This is a genomic window from Lactobacillus corticis, assembly GCF_018327645.1.
Classification (GTDB): Bacteria; Bacillota; Bacilli; order Lactobacillales; family Lactobacillaceae; genus Lactobacillus; species Lactobacillus corticis.
In genome coordinates this window covers 23792-42579 of sequence record NZ_BMAY01000014.1, presented here as the reverse complement: position 1 = coordinate 42579, position 18788 = coordinate 23792, and the positions used below count along the sequence as shown (strand labels likewise).

Here is an 18788-nt window from a genome sequence, read left to right as displayed (position 1 = left end):
TCCATTTGTGACCTCCAATAGATGTTTTTGTGGTCATTAACATTCTATCAAACAGGTCCAAATGGACTTTTTTATTTTTCTAAAGTGTTCAATTTGATTTTACAATCGGCGAAATTAATAATTAAGTATGTTTCCATACGCAATATGCATACTAAAATCAAATAAAAACTGCTGATGGTTTGAAGTACACATCAGCAGTTTTTACATATTTAATCTGTCTCAATTTTGCCGTTTTTCCTCCAAATATAGTGCAATAAATAGCACAATGCCACAAATGGAATTGTATAGTACAGTGCCACCCGCTGAGTTGGATCAAACCAGATCAGCAAACAAGACAATAAGCTAGAAAAAAACGCAAAATACGGAACTACCGGATACCAAGGCGTGCGATATTTCAGTTCACTTAATTGATGACCTTCTTTGATAAAATTTTTTCGGAAATTCAATTCAGCTACTGCAATAGCCATCCACACGATAACCACTGCTAAACCGGAAATTGACACCAGCACCAAGTATACTGTGTCGGCAGCGACTTTGCTGGAAACTAAGGCAAGAATTCCGCCAAGCATACTGGCAATCAGGGCCAGGGTCGGAACACCATTTTTGTTAGTTTTTTGAAAAACTTTAGGAATAGTACCTTCATTGCTGAGTGACCATAACATTCTAGTTGAAGCATATAGACCGGAATTAGCTGCTGAAATAATAGCAGTCAAGACCACAAAATTCATAATATCAGCGGCAAAAGGAATGTTGATTTGCTCCAGCACGTAAACAAACGGACTTTGCGTGACCCCAGCTGTTTTGTAAGGAATTAAGGCAGCCATAACCACAATACTGCCAATAAAGAAAATAACTAGTCGCCAAAGAGTCGTTCTAATAGCTTCCGGGATAGCTTTTTGGGGGTCCTCCGCTTCACCCGCTGTGATGCCAATTAATTCAGTCCCTGAAAAAGCAAAATTGACAGTCAGCATGGTGGTAAAAATGCCGTACCAGCCGTTGGGAAACCAACCATTTTTATAAAAGTTAGCCAGTCCCGGCGCATGCTGATAGCCTTTTACTGGTATTACCCCAATGATTGCCAAAAAGCCCAAGACAATAAAAGCTACGATCGCAAAAACTTTTATGGCAGAAAACCAAAATTCGCTTTCTGCAAAAACTCGCACAGAAAAATAATTACTAATAAAAATCAACAGCATGCAAGCCAAGCTCCAAATCCAAACGGGGGTGCTAGGAAACCATTTTTTCATGATTAATCCCGCCGCCGTAAATTCAGATCCCAGAGCAATTGTCCAAGTAAGCCAGTACAAAATAGCGACCACGAAACCAGTCGACGGACCAATATACTTTTTAGCGTAGTAGTGAAACGAGCCGGTATATGGCATGGCGACAGAAAGTTCACCCAAACAAAACATAACTGCAAAAACAATTACCGCTCCCACCAAATAAGCAACAACCGTGCCTAAAGGACCTGCTTCGTGGATAGTATAGCCAGAACTTAGGAACAAGCCCGTACCAATCACGCCGCCAAGAGAAATCATTCTGATATGTCTGGTTTTCATCTTTCGGTTTAAATGTGTTTGATGTGCCATCTTTTCAATCCTTTTTAAGTTCAGTTAGCGTTTGACTAATTTGTTTAATCTCAGTTGGACCGGTTGTACAACATCCACCGATTAATCTGGCACCCAACTGGTACCACTGGCGGGTTAGTTTGGCAAAATCAAATTTTTGATCAAATACCCGCCACTCTTTGATTTCAGGATCATATGATCCACCTAGATTGGGGTAGACAACCAACGGAAGCTGGGTATACTTGCTAAATTCTTTTAGAGCAGGACTCACTAGTAATGGGCTAGTACAATTAATACCAATTGCAAAAACTTGCGAATATTGGTCAACTGCTCTAGCTGCATCTGCTATTGTCGTGCCGTCACTAATAGTCTGACCGTCTTTTAAAGTAAAGCTGACATAGACAGGGATATTAGGGTGATGCTGTTTTAACCAGTTAAGCACCGCTAGCGGTTCAGTCAATTTAGGCTGAGTTTCTAAAGCAATCAGATCCGGCTGTTCTTCCAAAACTAGCTTCAGTCGGGGCAAATGAAAATCAAGGTATTCGGATTCTGATAAATCATAATCGCCTCGATATTCATTACCATCAGCTAAATACGCACCATAAGAACCAATTGTAGCTGCCACATAATTGTGTTTACCAGTTTTGGCAGCATAATCATCCCGAGCTTTTTTAGCGATTTTAACTGCATTTCGAATAAATGTTTCCGCTTCTGTTCGACTATAACCCGCCTGAATAAAAGCCTGCACATTTGCTTGATAAGTATCAGTAATTACCAATTCCGCCCCAGCATTAAAGTAGTCGCTGTGAGCTTGATAAACCTTATCTAATTGATCAATCAAGGCGGTTGCTGTCCATAACTTGTTATTAGTTTCAACCCCTTGACGCTCTAATTCATCAGACATTGCGCCATCTAAAACAATACCGGCCTTTGCCTTTGTCAATAAACTCATACTTTTTCCTCGCTAAAAATAAAAAAGCACTCGCCCAGAAAAGGACGAATGCTTCGTGTTACCACCTTTTTTTGCTTAACGCTTACGCGCTAAACCTCAACGACTACAAATTCATAGTCTGTGATTGTTAACGGGTCACAACTCCGTTGCCAGCTAAATATCACCAGCACCGATTATTTCAAGCCCATGTTCACTAATCCCGCTAACGTCGCTTCACACCAATCACGATTCTCTGAAGAAAGTGGTAATTAATTACTCTGCTTTTTAAAATCTTTTAATTATTTATTCATCATGATACACTTAAGCTTTTTATCTGTCAAGCCAGAATTTTCAAAAACTATGAAATAAAAACTGCTGATGGCTTGAAGTACACATCAGCAGTTTTTACATATTTAATTAAGTTCAAGATTTATAGTACAAGTTAAATCCAATGAATATTAAAGCATAGACGGAATAATAAATTGATTCTGCATACCATGTCACCCCCCAATAATAAATCAGGATAGCCATCAGAATTATAGCTAACACTATTGTAACTAGGCGCAAATTTGGAAAATATGACAAGATTGGTAGAGCTAATACCAGTACTACTTCAGCAATACCTGAAACTATAATTATTATGTCTTTTTTACTATAAATATATTGTGTTCCTGGCAAAACTTGAATTAGCAAAAATAATGTCGAGAATATTCCAAGTACTAGCAATGCAATGTTAAGTTTCTTCTTCATTTTCTTCTCCTTCCTACTCAAGCCAATTATATTGTAAGCGTTTGCTAATATAAATTCAATGCATAAACATCCCTCATACCGTTGACAACAGGCTCCTATCCTATTCGTTTAAAGCTAATGCTTATATTTTTCTTTGGTTAGATCAAAATACTAAGTGCATCAAAAAACGCCTCGACTACTGTCAAAGCGCTTGTTTCTATTCCATTGGAGTCTGAACTTCAATCTCAACTCCATCGTTTAAATGGGTTTTTAGCTGTCCCAGCACATCACTTAAAGTTCCCATAAACTTCAGCATGTAGCTGCGCTGCCGGTCGGCTTTAAAGATGCAGACAACTTGCGGCTTAACAGGATTAGGCACATTTAAAACCGTTACCTGTTGAATTCGTTCGAATGGCAAAGTCCGTTTAAAATAGCCAGACAAGACCACCCGTTTTTTCGCAAATCCGCTAAAGCCGTCGACTACTCCGATCAGGATAAAGAGTGCCAGGAAAATGACAATAATCTTACCTCCTGACTCAGCCATCGGGTACAGAAGCCAAATAAAAATAAAGGTCCATACTATGCCAGAGTAGCGATACTGGGCGCGATATTCAACGATTGCCTGCCAATACCAGCTGTAGCAAGCATAAATCGCCATCAGTAAGACTATTACCAAGTTTATTTGGTTATCAAAATTCATCCTGATCGTCCTTTCGTAGTTAAGTTATTACTATTATAGCAAACTAAAGAACTATAATTGTAGTGATACCTAGCAGTTGTTTTTCATTTAGGAGGGCTTTATGGACCAGAAAATTACTGAATTGCAAACCGATATCGATCAGGCTAAGCATATTGTCTTTTTAACCGGAGCGGGCGTTTCAACTCACTCCGGCATCCCCGACTACCGGTCAAAAAACGGAATTTACAACGGCGTAAGCGAAAGCCCGGAGACCATCTTAAGCAGCGAGACCTTGCATCAGCGGCCAGAATTTTTCCACGAATTCGTGATGAAAAATATGTACTTTCCTGATGCCAAGCCAAACCCGATTCACCAAAAGATGGCTCAGATTTGCCAAGAAAAAGGCAGCCTCATTACCCAAAATGTGGACACTTTAGACACAAAAGCCGGCAATCCCCATGTCACGGAATTTCATGGCAACCTCTATAATATCTACTGTACTAAATGCCAGCAGCCAGTCAGCTACGAAGACTACGCGGCCAGCCCTTATCATAAAAATTGCGGCGGAGTTGTGCGACCAGGGATCGTCCTCTATGGTGAAGAAATTGACAGTCAAGTATTGCAAGCTTCCGTTGCTGCCATGCAGGCTAGTGATTTGGTAATCATTTGCGGAACCAGCTTTGTGGTTTACCCCTTTGCCCAGCTGCTAGCTTACCGCCGGCCAAATGCCAAGATTTGGGCAGTTAATAAGACTGAAATTGCTGCCCGTGGGGTTAACAGTATCATTGGTGATGCCCTTGACGTCTTTGGGGCATTACGTTAGATTACATATCGTACACTTTTTAAAGAAGGATCGATATGAATATTTTAAAACTTTATGCCCCATTCTTCAGTCTCAGCAACTGGGAACATGTGTTAACCAGTGCCAGCGACTGGATGATTATCCTAACCCTGATCTTAATGGAATGCCTCTTGTCCGTTGACAATGCCGTAGTATTAGCCGCCCAGACCCAATCTCTGCCCGACAAAGATGAACAGCGCAAGTCACTCTTTTACGGCTTGTGGGGAGCCTATATTTTTCGCTTTATTGTCATCGGAATTGGAACTTACCTGATTAATTTCTGGGAAATAAAACTAGCTGGCAGTCTTTACCTATTTTATTTGGCAGTTAAATATTTCTGGGATCAACGCCACCCCCAAGCAGCTCAAAAAAAGCACAAGGAACACCATAAACAGAAAAAGAATAAAAAGCATATTCTTTCATTATTCTGGCGTACGGTTATTTCAATTGAAGCAATGGATATTGTTTTCTCCATTGACTCTGTCTTAGCTGCATTGGCGGTCTCCAGCAATCCAGTAGTGGTCTTGCTTGGCGGAATGATCGGAATCCTCTGCATGCGGGGCGTGGCCGAAGTAATTATCAAGTTAATGGAAGTTATTCCAGAACTGCAGACCATGGCTTACGTCTTAATTGGCGTAATTGCCATCAAATTAGCTCTTTCCTTGCCGCCGCTGGATTATGAAGTGCCAAACAGCTGGTTTGCTGCCTTTGTTTTTGGCATTTTAGCGCTTACCATCATTTTCCATTACGTTCGCGTTAAGCATCATGGTCACAAGACTTTGAAAAAATAGCAGCTTCTTGAGGCTTTTTCTTGACAAAAAAGCAAAATTCATTTAATCTGTTTTTCAGTTAAATAAATATCCCAATGCAATAGAGGTCGCAACCAGAACTAACTTGATTGGAGCACACGAATGCGGTGAAGATCAAGTTGAGGCTGGGTTGCCGAAGCGGCTTGCTTCTTCGTGGAAGTCGGCTGCTGGGCTGCAGGAGCATATTCTGCAGACTGTCCTGGTTAGTCCCCAGGGAGCGCTATATGATTTGGTACTACTACTGATGATTATCCTCGTTGCAATTTGCGACGAGGTTTTTTTACGCTTTATTGTTTGGGCTTTTCTTGAAATGATATATTGGAGGATTTCAAAGTGAAGTCAAAAATTCGCATGATTGCAGTCATGGCTCTCTTTACCCTGCTAATGGTGTTGGGCTTGACTAATAATCAGTCGCAAGTTGAAGCTGCCAGTGATTCCGGCACGTTAAAGATCGGAATGGAAGCTAACTACCCGCCATACAACTGGACCCAAACAACCAGTGCTAACGGCGCTGTCAAGATCGACGGCTCAAAGCAATACGCTAATGGGTACGATGTGCAAATTGCTAAGCTCATTGGTAAGTATCTTCATAAAAATGTCGTTGTCGAAAAGACTGAATGGGATGGGCTATTGCCAGCCTTGACTTCTGGTAAGATCGACTTGATCATTGCCGGAATGTCGCCAACAGCTGAACGGCGCAAGCAAATCAACTTCTCAAACCCTTACCGTAAGAGTTCATTCGTGGTAATTGTCAACAAGGACAGCAAGTATGCTAAAGCCAAGACCTTGAACAGTTTCAAGGGAGCAAAGCTGACCGCGCAACAAGGGACGCTGCACTACAACTTAATCAAGCAATTAAAGGGTGCAGTCAGAGAAAATGCCATGAAGGACTTCTCTGCTATGCGTCAAAGTCTGCAATCTGGCACAATCGACGGTTATGTTGCCGAAGATATTGAATACTTAAGCTACAAGCGGGTTAACAGAAATATTACCGCCATCAACATCAGCAAGATGAAGGGCTTCAAGGTTTCAAAGAGTGACTCAATTACCTCAATCGGGGTTAAAAAGTCTAACACCAAGCTCTTAGCTCAAGTCAACCAGGCCTTAGCGACAATTTCGACCAAGAAGCGTAATCAGTTAATGGCCACTGCGGTTAAGCAGCAGCCTAAGGCTGGTTCGTCCCAAACTTCAGCCGAGAAGTCGCAGCCATGGCTGGTTAAGACTTGGAAGCAATACGGCAACATGATCCTGGGCGGTGTCGGCATGACCTTGCTTTTGGCCTTAGTCGGTACGATTGCCGGTTTCTTTATTGGTTTGGTAGTCGGAATTATTCGGACAATTCCTACTCCAACGACTGCTGGTAAAAAGGCCTTCTTAAAAGTTGTCAACTGGCTTTTGGCCGTTTATGTCGAAGTCTTTCGTGGCACTCCAATGATGGTGCAAGCGGCCGTAATTTACTACGGGATTGCCCAATTGTGGCACATCAACTTAAACCGCACGGTAGCTGCTTTGGTTATTGTTTCTATTAATACCGGGGCATATTTGGCCGAAGTTATCCGGGGCGGGATCATCTCTACTCCAGAAGGTCAGTTTGAAGCTGCCAGTGCCTTAGGGATGACGCACAACCAACGGATGTGGCATATCATTCTGCCACAGGCAATTCGGAACTGCTTACCTTCAATTACTAACGAATTTATCGTTAACATCAAGGATACTTCCGTATTGAGCATCATTTCTGTATCTGAATTGTTCTTTGTAGGTTCTACGGTTGCTAGTCAAACCTTCGAATTCTTCCCAACCTACTTCATAATTTCAGTCATCTACTTGATCCTGACCTTTACCATTACCCGGATCTTCAACTTGATTGAAAAGAAGCTGGCTGGTCCAAAGAACTACAACTTAATGGCCAACCAAATCCAAGTAGGCAATCCTGAAGACGAGGTAAAATAAGATGACAGAAACAAATCAAACAATTATCAGCCTTAAGCACATGCAAAAAGCTTACGGCGATCACCAAGTGCTTAAGGATATCAATGTCGACATTAACAAGGGCGAAATTGTCACCATCATCGGCCCTTCCGGTGGCGGTAAGTCAACTACCTTGCGTTGTATCAACCTTTTAGAGCAGCCAACCGGCGGTGAAATTGATTTTCACGGCGAAAACATCCTCGCTCCCGGCTATGACTTGAATGACTACCGGGCAAAGGTCGGCATGGTCTTCCAGCAATTCAACCTCTTTAACAACTTAGACGTCTTGAGCAACTGCATGGTTGGTCAAGAACTAGTTTTAAAGCGATCCAAAGATGAAGCTAAGAAGATTGCTTTGGAAAACTTGAAAAAGGTTGGCATGGAGCCATTCATTAAGGCTAAGCCTAGCCAGTTATCCGGAGGTCAGCAACAACGGGTAGCAATCGCCAGAGCGATTTCAATGGACCCTGAAGTCCTCTTGTTCGATGAACCAACCAGTGCCCTCGACCCGGAAATGGTCGGCGAAGTTTTGGAAGTTATGAAAAAGCTGGCTACGACTGGTTTAACCATGATTATCGTTACCCACGAAATGGCTTTTGCTAGAGATATCTCAGACCAGGTATTGTTTGTAGCTGATGGGATTATCACTGAAGCTGGTGAACCGGATCAAATCTTCAACCATCCACAAAACGAAAAATTGCAAAAATTCTTGCGCAACTTCCGCGCAAATTCTTTATGAAAACAAAGTCCTCGGAGCACTCCGAGGACTTTTTCATTTAGGCTTGATAAAAAATAGGCATTTTTGGCAAACAGCAAAATAAAAAGCAATTTCAAATTACCGGTCTAGACATTGGTATATACTACAAATATCCTATTATAAGCGTTTACATTCGATATTTTCTTTAATTGGTATAATTCTTAGTCTATAATAATCCTCGTAGTTTTTCAGGAGGGAATCATGGAGAATCTATTACTTATCAGTCATGGCAGTTATGCCCGTGCTACCCTAGAGAGCTGCGAGATGATAGTGGGTCCGCTAGCTAATGTCAGGGCAATTGAATTTAAGCAAACCATGAATCAAGATGATCTGCTAGCCGAAATTGCAAAAACGGCCACTGAATTTTCAGCCATGCCAACCATCTTGGTCGATTTCAAAGGCGGAACTCCATCAAATACCGCCTTGCGTTTTCAAAAAGCTCATCCAGAAGTCAAAATCTACACCGGACTTTCATTTTCCGTCCTGTTAGGGCTGGCTACCGGGTTGAGTTTTGCTGAAGCATTTAAGGAGAGTGCCGAAACTTCGGGTCTTTTAGGAGATCAACCAGCTGCACCAAAGCAAAAGGAAAACAATCAAAAAGAAAATACTACAACTGCTGGCGCCTTAAATATTCGGATTGATGAACGTTTAATCCATGGCCAAGTTGCGACCATGTGGACCAACCGGCTGCAATTAACCCGTTTGATGGTAGTTGATGATCAAATCGTCAAGAGCCCAATCCAAAAGACCGCGCTAAAAACAGCCTGTCCTGCTAATGTTCACCTCAGCATTTTAACTGCAAAAGGCGCAGCCAAACGGATTAACGAAGGAAAATACCGGCAGCAGCGGGTCTTATTGCTGGTTAAAAATCCTGGCGTCCTCCGCCAATTGCTGGATTACGGCGTTGATTTACCGGCAATCAATGTTGGCAATATGTCAACTAAGGACGATTCCAAGCAGGTTGCTAAAAGCGTCGCAGTAACCAAACAAGATATCAGCGATTTTGAATACTTAGCGCAACACGGACTTAAGCTTTATCACCAAATGGTTCCTACCGAACCAGCAGCAGACTTTATGCCTATGCTGCAAAAATAGAAAGGATGCATCATGATTACTTGGTGGCAAATAATTTTATTATCAGCCTTGGCCTTTTGGATGATTATCGACCAGCTGACCGTTTATTGGGTTAACAATCCCCTCTGTATTGGAATGATTAGTGGCCTCATCATGGGCGATATCAAAACCGGCTTGATCGTCGGCGCAACATTGCAATTAATGGTATTAGGAGTCAGCACTTACGGCGGTGCCAGCATGCCTGACTATATGACCGGAGCGATTGTCGGGACGGTTTATGCCGTACTTGCTGGAAAAGGTACTCAATTTGCAATTGGCTTAGCAGTACCGGTTGGTTTATTGATGGTACAGCTTGATGTCCTAGCACGTTTGGCTAACACCTTCTTCCAAAAACGCGGTGAACGCTTCATCAACGAAAATAACCCCAAATCAGCCGGTCGCAATGCCTGGTTGGGGATTTTCTCTTGGGGCTTTTCACGGGCAATCCCCGTATTCTTACTGTTACTTGTCGGCAACAGCATTGTTAAAGCCATTTTGAATGCTATTCCCGTTTGGTTGACTAATGGGTTAAAAGTTTCCGGCAAAATTTTGCCAGTTGTGGGTATCGCAATCTTGCTTCGCTATCTTCCAACCAAGAAATACCTTTCTTATTTAATTATCGGCTTTGTTGCAGCAGCTTACCTGAAGATTCCAATGCTGGGAGTAGCCTTGTTAGGACTAGCTTTAGCGCTGATCAACTATCAACGTCAAAGTGAAGCCCAACCAAAAGCAGCAGTTAGCGAATACGAAAATGCGGAGGGTGAATATGAAAACTAGTGAAAACAAGAGTTTAACCAAACACGATCTTTTTAGGGCAAACTGGCGCTGGTTGTGGGCCAGCCAATTATCCTGGAACTATGAAAAGATGATGGCCCCAGGCTACTTCTACACCGTCCTGCCTTTCTTGCAACGTTTCTATCATGATGATGAATTAGTAGAAATGATGCGGATGCATGACCAGTTCTTTAATACTAATGCCTTCACCGGTCCGTTTATCATCGGGATGGACTTAGCGATTGAAAATCACCAAGGCTATGCTGCTAAGGACACTGTTGCCGGACTGAAAACCGGTTTGATGGGACCACTAGCCAGTGTGGGCGATACGATTTTTGGCGTTATCATCCCTACTGTTTTTGGTTCTATCGGCGCATATATGGGGCTTAAAGGCAGTCCAATTGGGGCTTTGATGTGGATTGCCGTCAACTTGCTGATCTTCTTCCTCCGTTTTTCACTGTTGCCTTTAGGATACTATCAAGGAGAAAAGTTAATCGACTCTGCTGAAGGCAAACTTAATTTGATTACCCAGTCTGCAATTTTGCTGGGGTTGACCGTAGTCGGAGCCTTAATTCCCACTGTGGTTACCGTAAATGTGCCATTAGTTTTCCAAACCGGTAAGGTTACCTTAAAGCTGCAGAGCGTTTTAAACGAAATCATGCCTTCGCTGGTACCAGTCTTGCTTGTAGCATTTGTTTACTGGCTGCTCGGCAAAAAGAAAGTAACCTCTACTAAGGTTATCTTATTCGTTTTGGTATTAGGAATTGTGTTGAGTTATTTCAACATTTTAGGCGTATGAAAAAAACCAGGCTTGCTAAACTAGCAGGTCTGGTTTTTGATTATTAAATTATATCAGGATTTTGCCCAGCCTCATGTAGCTTCCAGCCAGATGCAAAATAAGCTTCTCGTGCTTGGCGCAAGGCATCATAATCAGCCTGCAGACTATCAATGGTATCCTGCAGACTCTTATTGGTTTTACGCATCGCAGCCAGTTCCGGATCATTAACGACCCCTTTCAGATGGACTTGCCCAGCTAAGTCTCGCTTGCGGGTTTGAAATTCTTGTTTGAGTGTTCCCAGCGTATTTTCGTATTTAACTAATTTAGCATTTACTGGCTTAAGTTCATCATTCAGTTTCACGAACAAGTCATAGGGCATGTTGGACTTGATGCGATTGCACTCGCTGCATGCCAAGATCAAATTATCCAGCTTATTATTATGCGACAAAGATACCGGATCCTTGTGGTCGACACTGCGCCCATAACGTCCGCAATACTGGCAGCGGTAATGATACTTGGCTCTAATCCGTTCACGGTCGATATAATCAACCTCATTCAGTTGGAAATTGACCTGCAAGCCCAGTTGCGTCAGATTTTCAGAAAATTCTCGTCCTTGGTCCGGCATGGGCAAACTGCCATCTTCACAACTGATGATGGCCTGTTCCAAATCTTTGGCAGCCACTTGCTGGCGGACCAAAGAATTAGTATCAAAGTCCTGCAAAAAAGCCTCAAGCTGCTTGCGTTGGCGCTTGTCAGCTACCAGATAAGTCGCCGGCTGGGTCTTTTCTGCTAGACTTAAACTCTGCTCGCTCTTTCCGTCAAAGCTATAAAGCATCCCTTTAGCCGCTACTTCCACGGCACTATTAGCGTAGCTTGCCGCCACCAGCCCCCGCGCCCGGCAAAAGTTGCAAATACTTGCCAGCTTGGGATTAAGCAGGCCGGCTTCTTTAAAATGCTGTCCATTTATCCGCAAACCGCAGCTGGGACATTGAAATTTCAATTTAGTCCTCCATCAATAAAATACTGAAGGCAATTCGTTGCATTTTGTCTTTGCCCACAAAATCACCTTCGAATAAATCAGGCAATATATGTTTAATGAAGTATTTTACGCAAACTAAGTCGTCAAACTGCTTGATCGTCTCTAAGCTTTCCCGGAACATCTGCATGTAAACCGGATTAGGATTGCCCAATTCAATTTCACCATATGCTTCATATAATAAGTCTAGCTTATCGCAAACTGACAAAATTTTGCCTTCCAAGGTACTATCTTTGGCTTCAGCTAACCGTTTAATATAGATTTCTTGAAATTCTTGCGGAATCTCATCTTTGATAAACTTGTTGGTCATCGTCTCTTCGACTTCGCCGATCTGCTTACGCAGCTGTGGAGTGGCGTATTTGACTGGTGTTTTAATGTCGCCAATAAAGCGTTCGGTGTAATCGTGATTTAAACTCTTTTCGTAGAGAGCCTTCCAATTAATCTTTTGCTTACCTTTAACTTCTTCAATGTCGCCCATCATTTGTGCCAATTCGGCCGTCCGAAAACAGTGTGCAGCTACTGAATGATGTTGATATTTAAAGTAGCCTGGAGCTCGATCGATTGATTCCAGACTGTTAAAACCTTGAATGTATGCATTTAATCCCATATTTTCATGTCCTCCCTAACAAAAAAGTTTAAAAATTTTTACTATGTTACCAAAGAAACAAGATTTTTGCAAACAAAAAGATGCAGACAACTGCCTGCATCCCTAATCATAATCATGTTAATTTTATTCGTTATCGTCTTTTTTAATTGCCAAGCTCAACAAGAAACCAACAATTACCAAGACTAAGGTGAAATGAAAACCAAAGTGGGTTCCCTTAGTAAACCGATCTGCTGAATTAGCAGCATGAGCCATATTTTGTCCTAAAGACAACAAAATCGTCGCAATAGCCGTACTAATTGCTCCGACAATCTGCTGCAAGGTGTTCATAATCGTGCTTCCGTCAGCACTAGCCCGGCCTTGAATTGCGTTCAAAGCATAAGTTTGTGATGGTGACATTGCCAAAGAACAACCAATCATCAAGATCACATGAGCTAAAATAATGTACCAAACTGGCGTCTTAGTGGAAACAAAGATGAACATCAAAACCCCAATGAAGGCCAAGACAAAGCCAATCATGGCTGGTTTTCTAGCCCCAATGCTATCGTAGATCCGACCAGCAAAAGCCGAAGTAATGGCGTTGATAATTCCACCAGGAAGCATAATGATCCCAGTTAAAGCAACTGCTAATAAACGACCGCTTTGGATGTATTGGGGTAATAAGTACATGGCTGACAAGATAATTCCAAAGTCAACCATTACAATCAAGGCACCTACTCTAAAGGCTTCAACGCTAAAGATCTTTAAATTCAAGATAGGATTTTCTAAAGTAATTTGGCGCCGGACATACAATCCCACGACCACTATTCCTACTATCAATAAGATGATAACTAATGGTGAAAAACCCATATCAGCAATCAAGCTAACGCCACTAACAATCGCTGCAAAGCCAACTACTGATTCAATAATGGACGGCACATCAACAACCGGCTTAGTAAGCTCATTCGTACTTTTAATGGAAGTAATTGCAAAAATAAGGGCAACGACCAAAACCGGTACAAAGCACCAAAAGATCCAGTTCCAGGACAATGCTCCCAGGATGATCCCGGTTAAAGTCGGGCCAATAGCTGGAGCCAGCATAATCACCATGGCACAGGCCCCCATGACGGTCCCTAACTTATAAGGAGGGAAAATCCGCATGGCTACAGTGAACATTAATGGCAGGATGATCCCGGTACCAATCCCTTGAATCATTCTCCCAATTAACAAGACACTAAAGACTGGAGCAAGGGCTGAGATAATTGCTCCAACCAAGAAAGCAGATAAACCAAAGATTACCAACTTCTTAGTTGAGAACCACTTGGTCAACAAACTTGATAAGGGTAAGACAATCCCAATCACCAGCATATAACCCGTTACCATCCACTGCATGGTCCCGGTCGAGACCTCAAAGGCCTTCATCAATTGTGGCAAGGCAATGTTTAGTGACGTTTCTGACAACATTCCCACAAATGCACCCAACATTAATGGTAAAAGTGCTAACCACGGATGCGCAATTTTATCCTTTTCGTCTTTTAAAGTCAAAAAATTCTCCTTTCAACAAATCCAATTTTTTGAGTCGTTGATCAGAGTACCACAAATATTTTTTTCTCGTAAGTAATTTTTAGGGATAGAAAAAAGCTAAGGCATCAACCTTAGCTTTTAGTTCGTATTAAATACTACTTGTTTTCGTCTTGTGTAGCCTTACCGTTCAAGAAAGCAACAACTTCAGCAGCGTGACGTACACGAGCTTTAGCATTGCGCTTGTTCTTAGGTCTTTGGTTTGGTTCACAACCAGTATTGTAGTTTTCGCCTTTACGCATAGATCTATACTTCCTTTCAGATTTTCGAAAATCTATATTAGTTTACCACGTCTATACGCTAGGCGCAAGAGCCTTTAGCAGGTCTTGCCTTCCTTCAAGTCTTTAGCAGTCAATTCTTCTGGGGCATATTCAGCAATTGAAACGGCGCCATCAATAATCCCGCTATCATCAGACAAGCTCATTACCGCGTTTCTGGCATTAATTACCAAGTTATCGCTCAAAAAGCCCATTTCAGGTTCAGCGGTCCATAAGTTTAAACCGGCATTATTATCGATCTTAATGGTGTATTCTGGGTCCTTGGCATCCAAAATAACAAATTGGAAGTTAGCCCCAATCGTACAAGTACCACCCATCTTGGAGTACTTGTTTGAACCATCATTCAAAGCGAGCAAGACTACCTTGTCGCCATGGATACGCTTCTTAATGATGTCAGCAGCCTCTGGCTTGATGTTCATCGAAATCGTCTTAGTTTCAATCATAAATACTCGTCCCTTCTATTGAGATGATAATGTTATATGTCATTTACTTTTTGTTAGTGCTTACTATACTCTCATCTTTACACCGTGTAAATTTTTTTGCTTGCAATTAACCCTAAGTTTTCTGAAATTTACTATTGCAAGCATTGCCAGAAAAACCTTAAAATGGAAGTTAGGGTTTTTAGGCGATTATCACAGTAAGGGGGACCCTTAATGACCGTCTTAAAAAATATTGCTAAAGATCGGATTCTGCAGATTACCGTAGTAATCACGATTATCAGTTTATTCTTTGCGAGGCCCCGCATAGGAGACATCAACTTCCATACGTTATATTCAGTGGCCGCAATGCTGACGCTGATCCAGATATATTCTTATCTGCACGTCTTGGATGTTATCGCATATAAACTGACAAGCATTGCGGACGACACCCGTAAGTTGAACGTGGTGTTCACCCTCTTAGCAATAGCTTCAGGGATGTTTTTGGGGAATGATATCACTGCTCTAACACTCATCCCATTATATTTAAACATTGCAAAGAAATACGATTTACCCCAGATTCTGCCAGCAACTTTGATCGGCATGGGTGCCAATATCGGAGCTGCCTTTACACCATGGGGTAACCCACATAACCTTTTCGTAGTTAGTCATTTTAGTGTCACGGCGAATCAGTTTTTCAAATGGTCAACCCCATATCTGATCGCTGCACTGATCATCTTCGCGATTATTTTTGTGAAGATTCCTAAAGTTAAAGTACCAGTACAACGAGCTGAAGACATCGACATTAATTGGCGACTGACTTTGATCACAACAGCCGTTTTTATTTTCTTCTTTTTTGGCGTGTTTAGGATTGTACCCATTCAATATCCGATGATCGCTGCTGTTATCCTAGCACTCTTGATAAGACCAAGAATTATGTTGAAAATTGACTATTCCTTGCTGCTGACTTTTCTCTGCTTCTTTATCTTCATTAGTGATATTCAGCAGATTCCAGCAGTTTTAGCAATTATCAACATGACTGTTCACACTGAATCGTCAACTTATTGGACTTCAATCATTTCTAGTCAGTTTATGAGTAACGTTCCATCGACAATCTTAGTTGGGAAGTTTACCAAATATGCTGAAGCACTATTCTTGGGATCCAATATCGGTGGGTTTGGTTCACCAATCGGTTCAATGGCCAACATGTTGGTTATGAAAACCTTCAACCAGCACGCATCCGTAAGCAAAGGCAAATTCTTTAAACAATGGCTTTTGATGCAAATAATTGGTTTAATCATCTTAGCAATTATTGGCTGGCTATTATTATTCTTCAACATTTAAGCTTGAAAATTGCTACAAGAGCGCCGCAATTCGGTGTTCTTGTTTTTGTTTGCGTAATTAATTAGAATATAGGGAAAGACAATACTTATAATTGAAAGGATCAAGGTGTAATTATGATAATTGCCCTGGTTATTATTGCGATTCTCGTAGTCGCATATATCGTCATTTACAACGGTTTGCAAAAAGCGAAAATTAATGCTGATGAAGCTTGGAGTCAAATCGATGTTCAGCTTAAACGCCGGAATGATTTAATTCCCAATTTAGTTGAAACCACCAAAGGCTATGCTAAACATGAAAAGGAAACTTTTGCTCAAGTGGTAGAATTGCGTAACCAACTGACTGAAGTACCAGCCAATAACCATGAAAAAGCAATGGAAGTTTCTAACCAATTGTCGCAATCTTTAAAGTCAATTTTTGCGCTAGCTGAAGCCTACCCTGACCTTAAAGCCAACCAAAACTTCTTAAGCTTGCAGGAAGAATTGACCAATACGGAAAATAAGATCGCTTATTCACGTCAGCTCTATAATTCAAGCGTTCGTATCTACAACCAAAAGCTTGTAGTTTTCCCGTCCAATTTGGTTGCCAAAATTCATCATTTCGGTGCAATCAACTTTTTGGAAGTACCAACTGAAGAAAAGTCAGTACCAAAGGTTAAATTCTAGGATTAAATTATGTTATACCAGCAAATTGCCCGTAATAAGCGAAAGACTTGGGGGCTATTAATCGTCTTCTTGATCATTCTCGCTTTAGTTGGAGCGGGGCTGGGTTATTTACTTGGTGATGATCCCTTATCAGGGATCATTATTGCGTTAATAGCCAGTGTGATCTACCTCTTTATCGTCTATGGCAACTCATCTGACATGGTGATGAGTTTAAATCATGCCCAAGAAATCCATGAAAAAGATAATCCCCAGCTTTGGTTGGCATATTGTCGAAGATATGGCTTTAGCAGGCCAAGTCCCTATGCCCCGCGTGTTTATTATCCCAGATCAAAGTCCTAATGCTTTTGCTACCGGACGCGACCCAGAACATAGTGCGGTGGCGGTGACCCAGGGGCTATTAGCGATGATGAACCGGGAAGAATTGGAAGGCGTTTTAGGACACGAGATCTCTCACATCCGTAATTACGATATCCGCGTCTCCACGATTGCCGTTGCCTTAGTAGCAGTAATTTCCTTTATTTCTGGCTTTGCTAGTCGCTTTATCTGGTGGTTTGGACCCGGCGACCGGCGAGATAATGACCGGGAAGAGGGCGGCAACCCCATTACCATGATTTTACGAATTGTAGCAATTCTTTTTGCCATAATTCTCGGCCCATTAGCTGCCACCTTAGTGCAGCTGGCTTTATCACGTAACCGTGAGTATTTGGCTGACGCAGGTTCAGTAGAATTAACGCGGAATCCGCAAGAGTTAATTTCTGCCTTGCAGAAGATTGAAAATAGTCAGCCGATGAAAGAGGCCGATCGCAGCAGTGCTAGTCTTTATTTTGAAAATCCCTTTAACCGTGGCCAGCACGCTAGTCTGTTTTCAACCCACCCATCAACAGCCGATCGCATTAAACGTTTAGAACAAATGTAAAAAAGCAGATATCGCTTTAAACGATATCTGCTTTTATGTTTATCTGGTTGTTTATAGGACATTAATAATTAACATTACAATTGGAGCAACTACTACAAAGAGAATTGTGCTAATTGCTACGATATTGGTGGCGTAACGAACATCGCCCTTACCGTCGTTAGCTAATACTGGTAGGACAGTCAATGCCGGAACCGCTGATTGCATGATGAACGTACTTCTTTCAACCGCTGGCAAATTTATCCCAAGTCGCTTAACGACTAATAGCATGCTAATCATTGCGACCGGAGCTAAAATAAATTTACCTATTAAAGCTACCGCCGTATCACGGTCAATGCGCAAGGACTTAAGACCAGCATTACTTAAGACAATGCCGATATAAATCAAAGCCAGTGGAGTAACCAAATTGCCTAAATATTGGGTGGTCGTCGTAATTGCATCTGGCAGCTTAATATTCAACAAGACAAATACCATTGCAATTAAGAAAGCAATTAGTGGTGGTGAAAAGACCTTCTTTAACATGCCCCTTCTACTATTTTTCTTAGCTTGGGCTGTTTCCATTGGATCGTTAGTAATTAAGAAAGCGCCAAATGCCCAAGTAGAAACCGTGTTAATGACGTAGTATACCAAGAAAAAGGTAGTGGCTTTTGACCCGAACAAGGCAATATTCAACGGCATCCCGATAAAAATCGTATTTGCATTGGCAAACGTATTGATAAAGATTCCCCGTCTGCCTGGTCTAACCTTCAATAGTTTGACCAGAATGAATGCCAGCAAATAACTGATTACGACCGCTGCTCCACTAATCAACAAGCCTTCTGCAAATGAAGTAAGTTGTGAAGCTGTCAAGCGACTGACCACTGAGGTAAAAATTGATGCCGGCAGAGCTATCTTCATGATGAGCTTTGAAATATCGCCAGCGAAACTATCCTTAAACCATTTCAGTTGACTTAGCACATATCCAATCACCACAATTACGACAATTGGAAAAATGCTCTTGAGTACCTCCAATAATATGTCCATAAAAT

19 protein-coding genes, 1 pseudogene and 1 riboswitch are annotated in these 18788 nt (G+C 41.8%); of the genes and pseudogenes, 10 read left to right on the top strand and 10 right to left on the bottom strand.

The annotated features are described in order from the left end of the window. Nucleotides 1–209: 209 nt before the first annotated feature. From KI210_RS07840 to KI210_RS07825, 4 genes are all read right to left on the bottom strand, one after another. Complete coding sequence (locus KI210_RS07840) at nucleotides 210–1589, bottom strand: amino acid permease (protein ID WP_212781324.1); 1380 nt, start codon at nucleotides 1587–1589, stop codon at nucleotides 210–212. A 4-nt stretch (nucleotides 1590–1593) separates the two neighbouring features. After that, complete coding sequence (mmuM, locus tag KI210_RS07835; RefSeq protein WP_212781323.1) at nucleotides 1594–2520, bottom strand: homocysteine S-methyltransferase; 927 nt, start codon at nucleotides 2518–2520, stop codon at nucleotides 1594–1596. Nucleotides 2521–2922: 402 nt separating this feature from the next. Continuing rightward, entirely contained in the window at nucleotides 2923–3249 is a 327-nt protein-coding gene (locus KI210_RS07830; protein ID WP_212781322.1) for a hypothetical protein, read from the bottom strand. A 196-nt stretch (nucleotides 3250–3445) separates the two neighbouring features. Then, nucleotides 3446–3928: a hypothetical protein gene (locus KI210_RS07825; protein ID WP_212781321.1), complete on the bottom strand. Its 483-nt coding sequence runs from the start codon at nucleotides 3926–3928 to the stop codon at nucleotides 3446–3448. A 100-nt stretch (nucleotides 3929–4028) separates the two neighbouring features. Between KI210_RS07825 and KI210_RS07820 the strand changes: the two genes are divergently transcribed. The 7 genes from KI210_RS07820 to KI210_RS07790 all read left to right on the top strand — a co-directional run bounded on the left by KI210_RS07820 (nucleotide 4029) and on the right by KI210_RS07790 (nucleotide 10968). After that, nucleotides 4029–4730 (top strand): NAD-dependent protein deacylase, encoded by a 702-nt coding sequence (locus tag KI210_RS07820; RefSeq protein WP_212781320.1) that lies wholly within the window; start codon nucleotides 4029–4031, stop codon nucleotides 4728–4730. A gap of 35 nt (nucleotides 4731–4765) precedes the next feature. Then, on the top strand, nucleotides 4766–5539 hold the full coding sequence (locus KI210_RS07815) for a TerC family protein (protein ID WP_212781319.1): 774 nt from the start codon (nucleotides 4766–4768) through the stop codon (nucleotides 5537–5539). 72 nt (nucleotides 5540–5611) lie between these two features. Then, a riboswitch (Lysine riboswitch) is annotated at nucleotides 5612–5788 on the top strand. A 132-nt stretch (nucleotides 5789–5920) separates the two neighbouring features. Next, on the top strand, nucleotides 5921–7507 hold the full coding sequence (locus tag KI210_RS07810) for an ABC transporter substrate-binding protein/permease (RefSeq protein ID WP_371870193.1): 1587 nt from the start codon (nucleotides 5921–5923) through the stop codon (nucleotides 7505–7507). 1 nt (nucleotide 7508) lies between these two features. Next, on the top strand, nucleotides 7509–8264 hold the full coding sequence (locus tag KI210_RS07805) for an amino acid ABC transporter ATP-binding protein (protein WP_212781317.1): 756 nt from the start codon (nucleotides 7509–7511) through the stop codon (nucleotides 8262–8264). A 219-nt stretch (nucleotides 8265–8483) separates the two neighbouring features. Further along, nucleotides 8484–9377, top strand: coding sequence for a PTS sugar transporter subunit IIAB (locus KI210_RS07800; protein WP_212781316.1), 894 nt, complete (start codon nucleotides 8484–8486; stop codon nucleotides 9375–9377). Between the two features lie 9 nt (nucleotides 9378–9386). Next, nucleotides 9387–10172: a PTS mannose/fructose/sorbose/N-acetylgalactosamine transporter subunit IIC gene (locus KI210_RS07795; RefSeq protein ID WP_212781329.1), complete on the top strand. Its 786-nt coding sequence runs from the start codon at nucleotides 9387–9389 to the stop codon at nucleotides 10170–10172. Beyond that, on the top strand, nucleotides 10147–10968 hold the full coding sequence (locus tag KI210_RS07790) for a PTS system mannose/fructose/sorbose family transporter subunit IID (protein WP_371870192.1): 822 nt from the start codon (nucleotides 10147–10149) through the stop codon (nucleotides 10966–10968). The genes KI210_RS07795 and KI210_RS07790 overlap by 26 nt, the downstream gene beginning before the upstream one ends. Before the next feature lie 43 nt (nucleotides 10969–11011). Here the strand turns inward: KI210_RS07790 and KI210_RS07785 are convergent, their stop codons facing one another. From KI210_RS07785 to KI210_RS07765, 5 genes are all read right to left on the bottom strand, one after another. Next, on the bottom strand, nucleotides 11012–11947 hold the full coding sequence (locus tag KI210_RS07785) for an HNH endonuclease (protein WP_212781314.1): 936 nt from the start codon (nucleotides 11945–11947) through the stop codon (nucleotides 11012–11014). 1 nt (nucleotide 11948) lies between these two features. Continuing rightward, nucleotides 11949–12590 (bottom strand): YfbR-like 5'-deoxynucleotidase, encoded by a 642-nt coding sequence (locus KI210_RS07780; RefSeq protein ID WP_212781313.1) that lies wholly within the window; start codon nucleotides 12588–12590, stop codon nucleotides 11949–11951. 123 nt (nucleotides 12591–12713) lie between these two features. Continuing rightward, nucleotides 12714–14111, bottom strand: coding sequence for a DHA2 family efflux MFS transporter permease subunit (locus tag KI210_RS07775; protein WP_281412876.1), 1398 nt, complete (start codon nucleotides 14109–14111; stop codon nucleotides 12714–12716). Nucleotides 14112–14245: 134 nt separating this feature from the next. Further along, on the bottom strand, nucleotides 14246–14389 hold the full coding sequence (locus KI210_RS07770; RefSeq protein ID WP_212781312.1) for a hypothetical protein: 144 nt from the start codon (nucleotides 14387–14389) through the stop codon (nucleotides 14246–14248). 74 nt (nucleotides 14390–14463) lie between these two features. Then, nucleotides 14464–14865, bottom strand: a complete 402-nt coding sequence (locus tag KI210_RS07765; protein WP_212781327.1) for an iron-sulfur cluster biosynthesis family protein — start codon at nucleotides 14863–14865, stop codon at nucleotides 14464–14466. Between the two features lie 213 nt (nucleotides 14866–15078). On the opposite strand from KI210_RS07765, the gene KI210_RS07760 reads away from it, so the two are divergent. From KI210_RS07760 to htpX, 3 genes and pseudogenes are all read left to right on the top strand, one after another. Beyond that, nucleotides 15079–16185 (top strand): SLC13 family permease, encoded by a 1107-nt coding sequence (locus KI210_RS07760; protein ID WP_212781311.1) that lies wholly within the window; start codon nucleotides 15079–15081, stop codon nucleotides 16183–16185. A 113-nt stretch (nucleotides 16186–16298) separates the two neighbouring features. Next, nucleotides 16299–16847, top strand: a complete 549-nt coding sequence (locus KI210_RS07755) for a LemA family protein (protein WP_212781310.1) — start codon at nucleotides 16299–16301, stop codon at nucleotides 16845–16847. A gap of 9 nt (nucleotides 16848–16856) precedes the next feature. Continuing rightward, nucleotides 16857–17763, top strand: a pseudogene (gene htpX, locus KI210_RS07750) (zinc metalloprotease HtpX). Nucleotides 17764–17814: 51 nt separating this feature from the next. On the opposite strand, the gene KI210_RS07745 reads toward htpX, so the two are convergent. Continuing rightward, entirely contained in the window at nucleotides 17815–18783 is a 969-nt protein-coding gene (locus tag KI210_RS07745) for an AEC family transporter (protein WP_212781309.1), read from the bottom strand. Nucleotides 18784–18788: the final 5 nt, after the last annotated feature.

Excerpts from the sequence above, each read along its gene's own strand:
- KI210_RS07745 (WP_212781309.1), bottom strand. The coding sequence starts at position 18,783 with ATGGACATATTATTGGAGGTACTCAAGAGCATTTTTCCAATTGTCGTA.
- KI210_RS07825 (WP_212781321.1), bottom strand. The coding sequence starts at position 3,928 with ATGAATTTTGATAACCAAATAAACTTGGTAATAGTCTTACTGATGGCG.
- KI210_RS07800 (WP_212781316.1), top strand. The coding sequence starts at position 8,484 with ATGGAGAATCTATTACTTATCAGTCATGGCAGTTATGCCCGTGCTACC.
- KI210_RS07770 (WP_212781312.1), bottom strand. The coding sequence starts at position 14,389 with ATGCGTAAAGGCGAAAACTACAATACTGGTTGTGAACCAAACCAAAGA.
- KI210_RS07805 (WP_212781317.1), top strand. The coding sequence starts at position 7,509 with ATGACAGAAACAAATCAAACAATTATCAGCCTTAAGCACATGCAAAAA.
- KI210_RS07840 (WP_212781324.1), bottom strand. The coding sequence starts at position 1,589 with ATGGCACATCAAACACATTTAAACCGAAAGATGAAAACCAGACATATC.
- mmuM (WP_212781323.1), bottom strand. The coding sequence starts at position 2,520 with ATGAGTTTATTGACAAAGGCAAAGGCCGGTATTGTTTTAGATGGCGCA.
- KI210_RS07810 (WP_371870193.1), top strand. The coding sequence starts at position 5,921 with ATGGCTCTCTTTACCCTGCTAATGGTGTTGGGCTTGACTAATAATCAG.
- KI210_RS07790 (WP_371870192.1), top strand. The coding sequence starts at position 10,147 with ATGCGGAGGGTGAATATGAAAACTAGTGAAAACAAGAGTTTAACCAAA.
- KI210_RS07780 (WP_212781313.1), bottom strand. The coding sequence starts at position 12,590 with ATGGGATTAAATGCATACATTCAAGGTTTTAACAGTCTGGAATCAATC.
- KI210_RS07820 (WP_212781320.1), top strand. The coding sequence starts at position 4,029 with ATGGACCAGAAAATTACTGAATTGCAAACCGATATCGATCAGGCTAAG.
- KI210_RS07830 (WP_212781322.1), bottom strand. The coding sequence starts at position 3,249 with ATGAAGAAGAAACTTAACATTGCATTGCTAGTACTTGGAATATTCTCG.
- KI210_RS07755 (WP_212781310.1), top strand. The coding sequence starts at position 16,299 with ATGATAATTGCCCTGGTTATTATTGCGATTCTCGTAGTCGCATATATC.
- KI210_RS07760 (WP_212781311.1), top strand. The coding sequence starts at position 15,079 with ATGACCGTCTTAAAAAATATTGCTAAAGATCGGATTCTGCAGATTACC.
- KI210_RS07815 (WP_212781319.1), top strand. The coding sequence starts at position 4,766 with ATGAATATTTTAAAACTTTATGCCCCATTCTTCAGTCTCAGCAACTGG.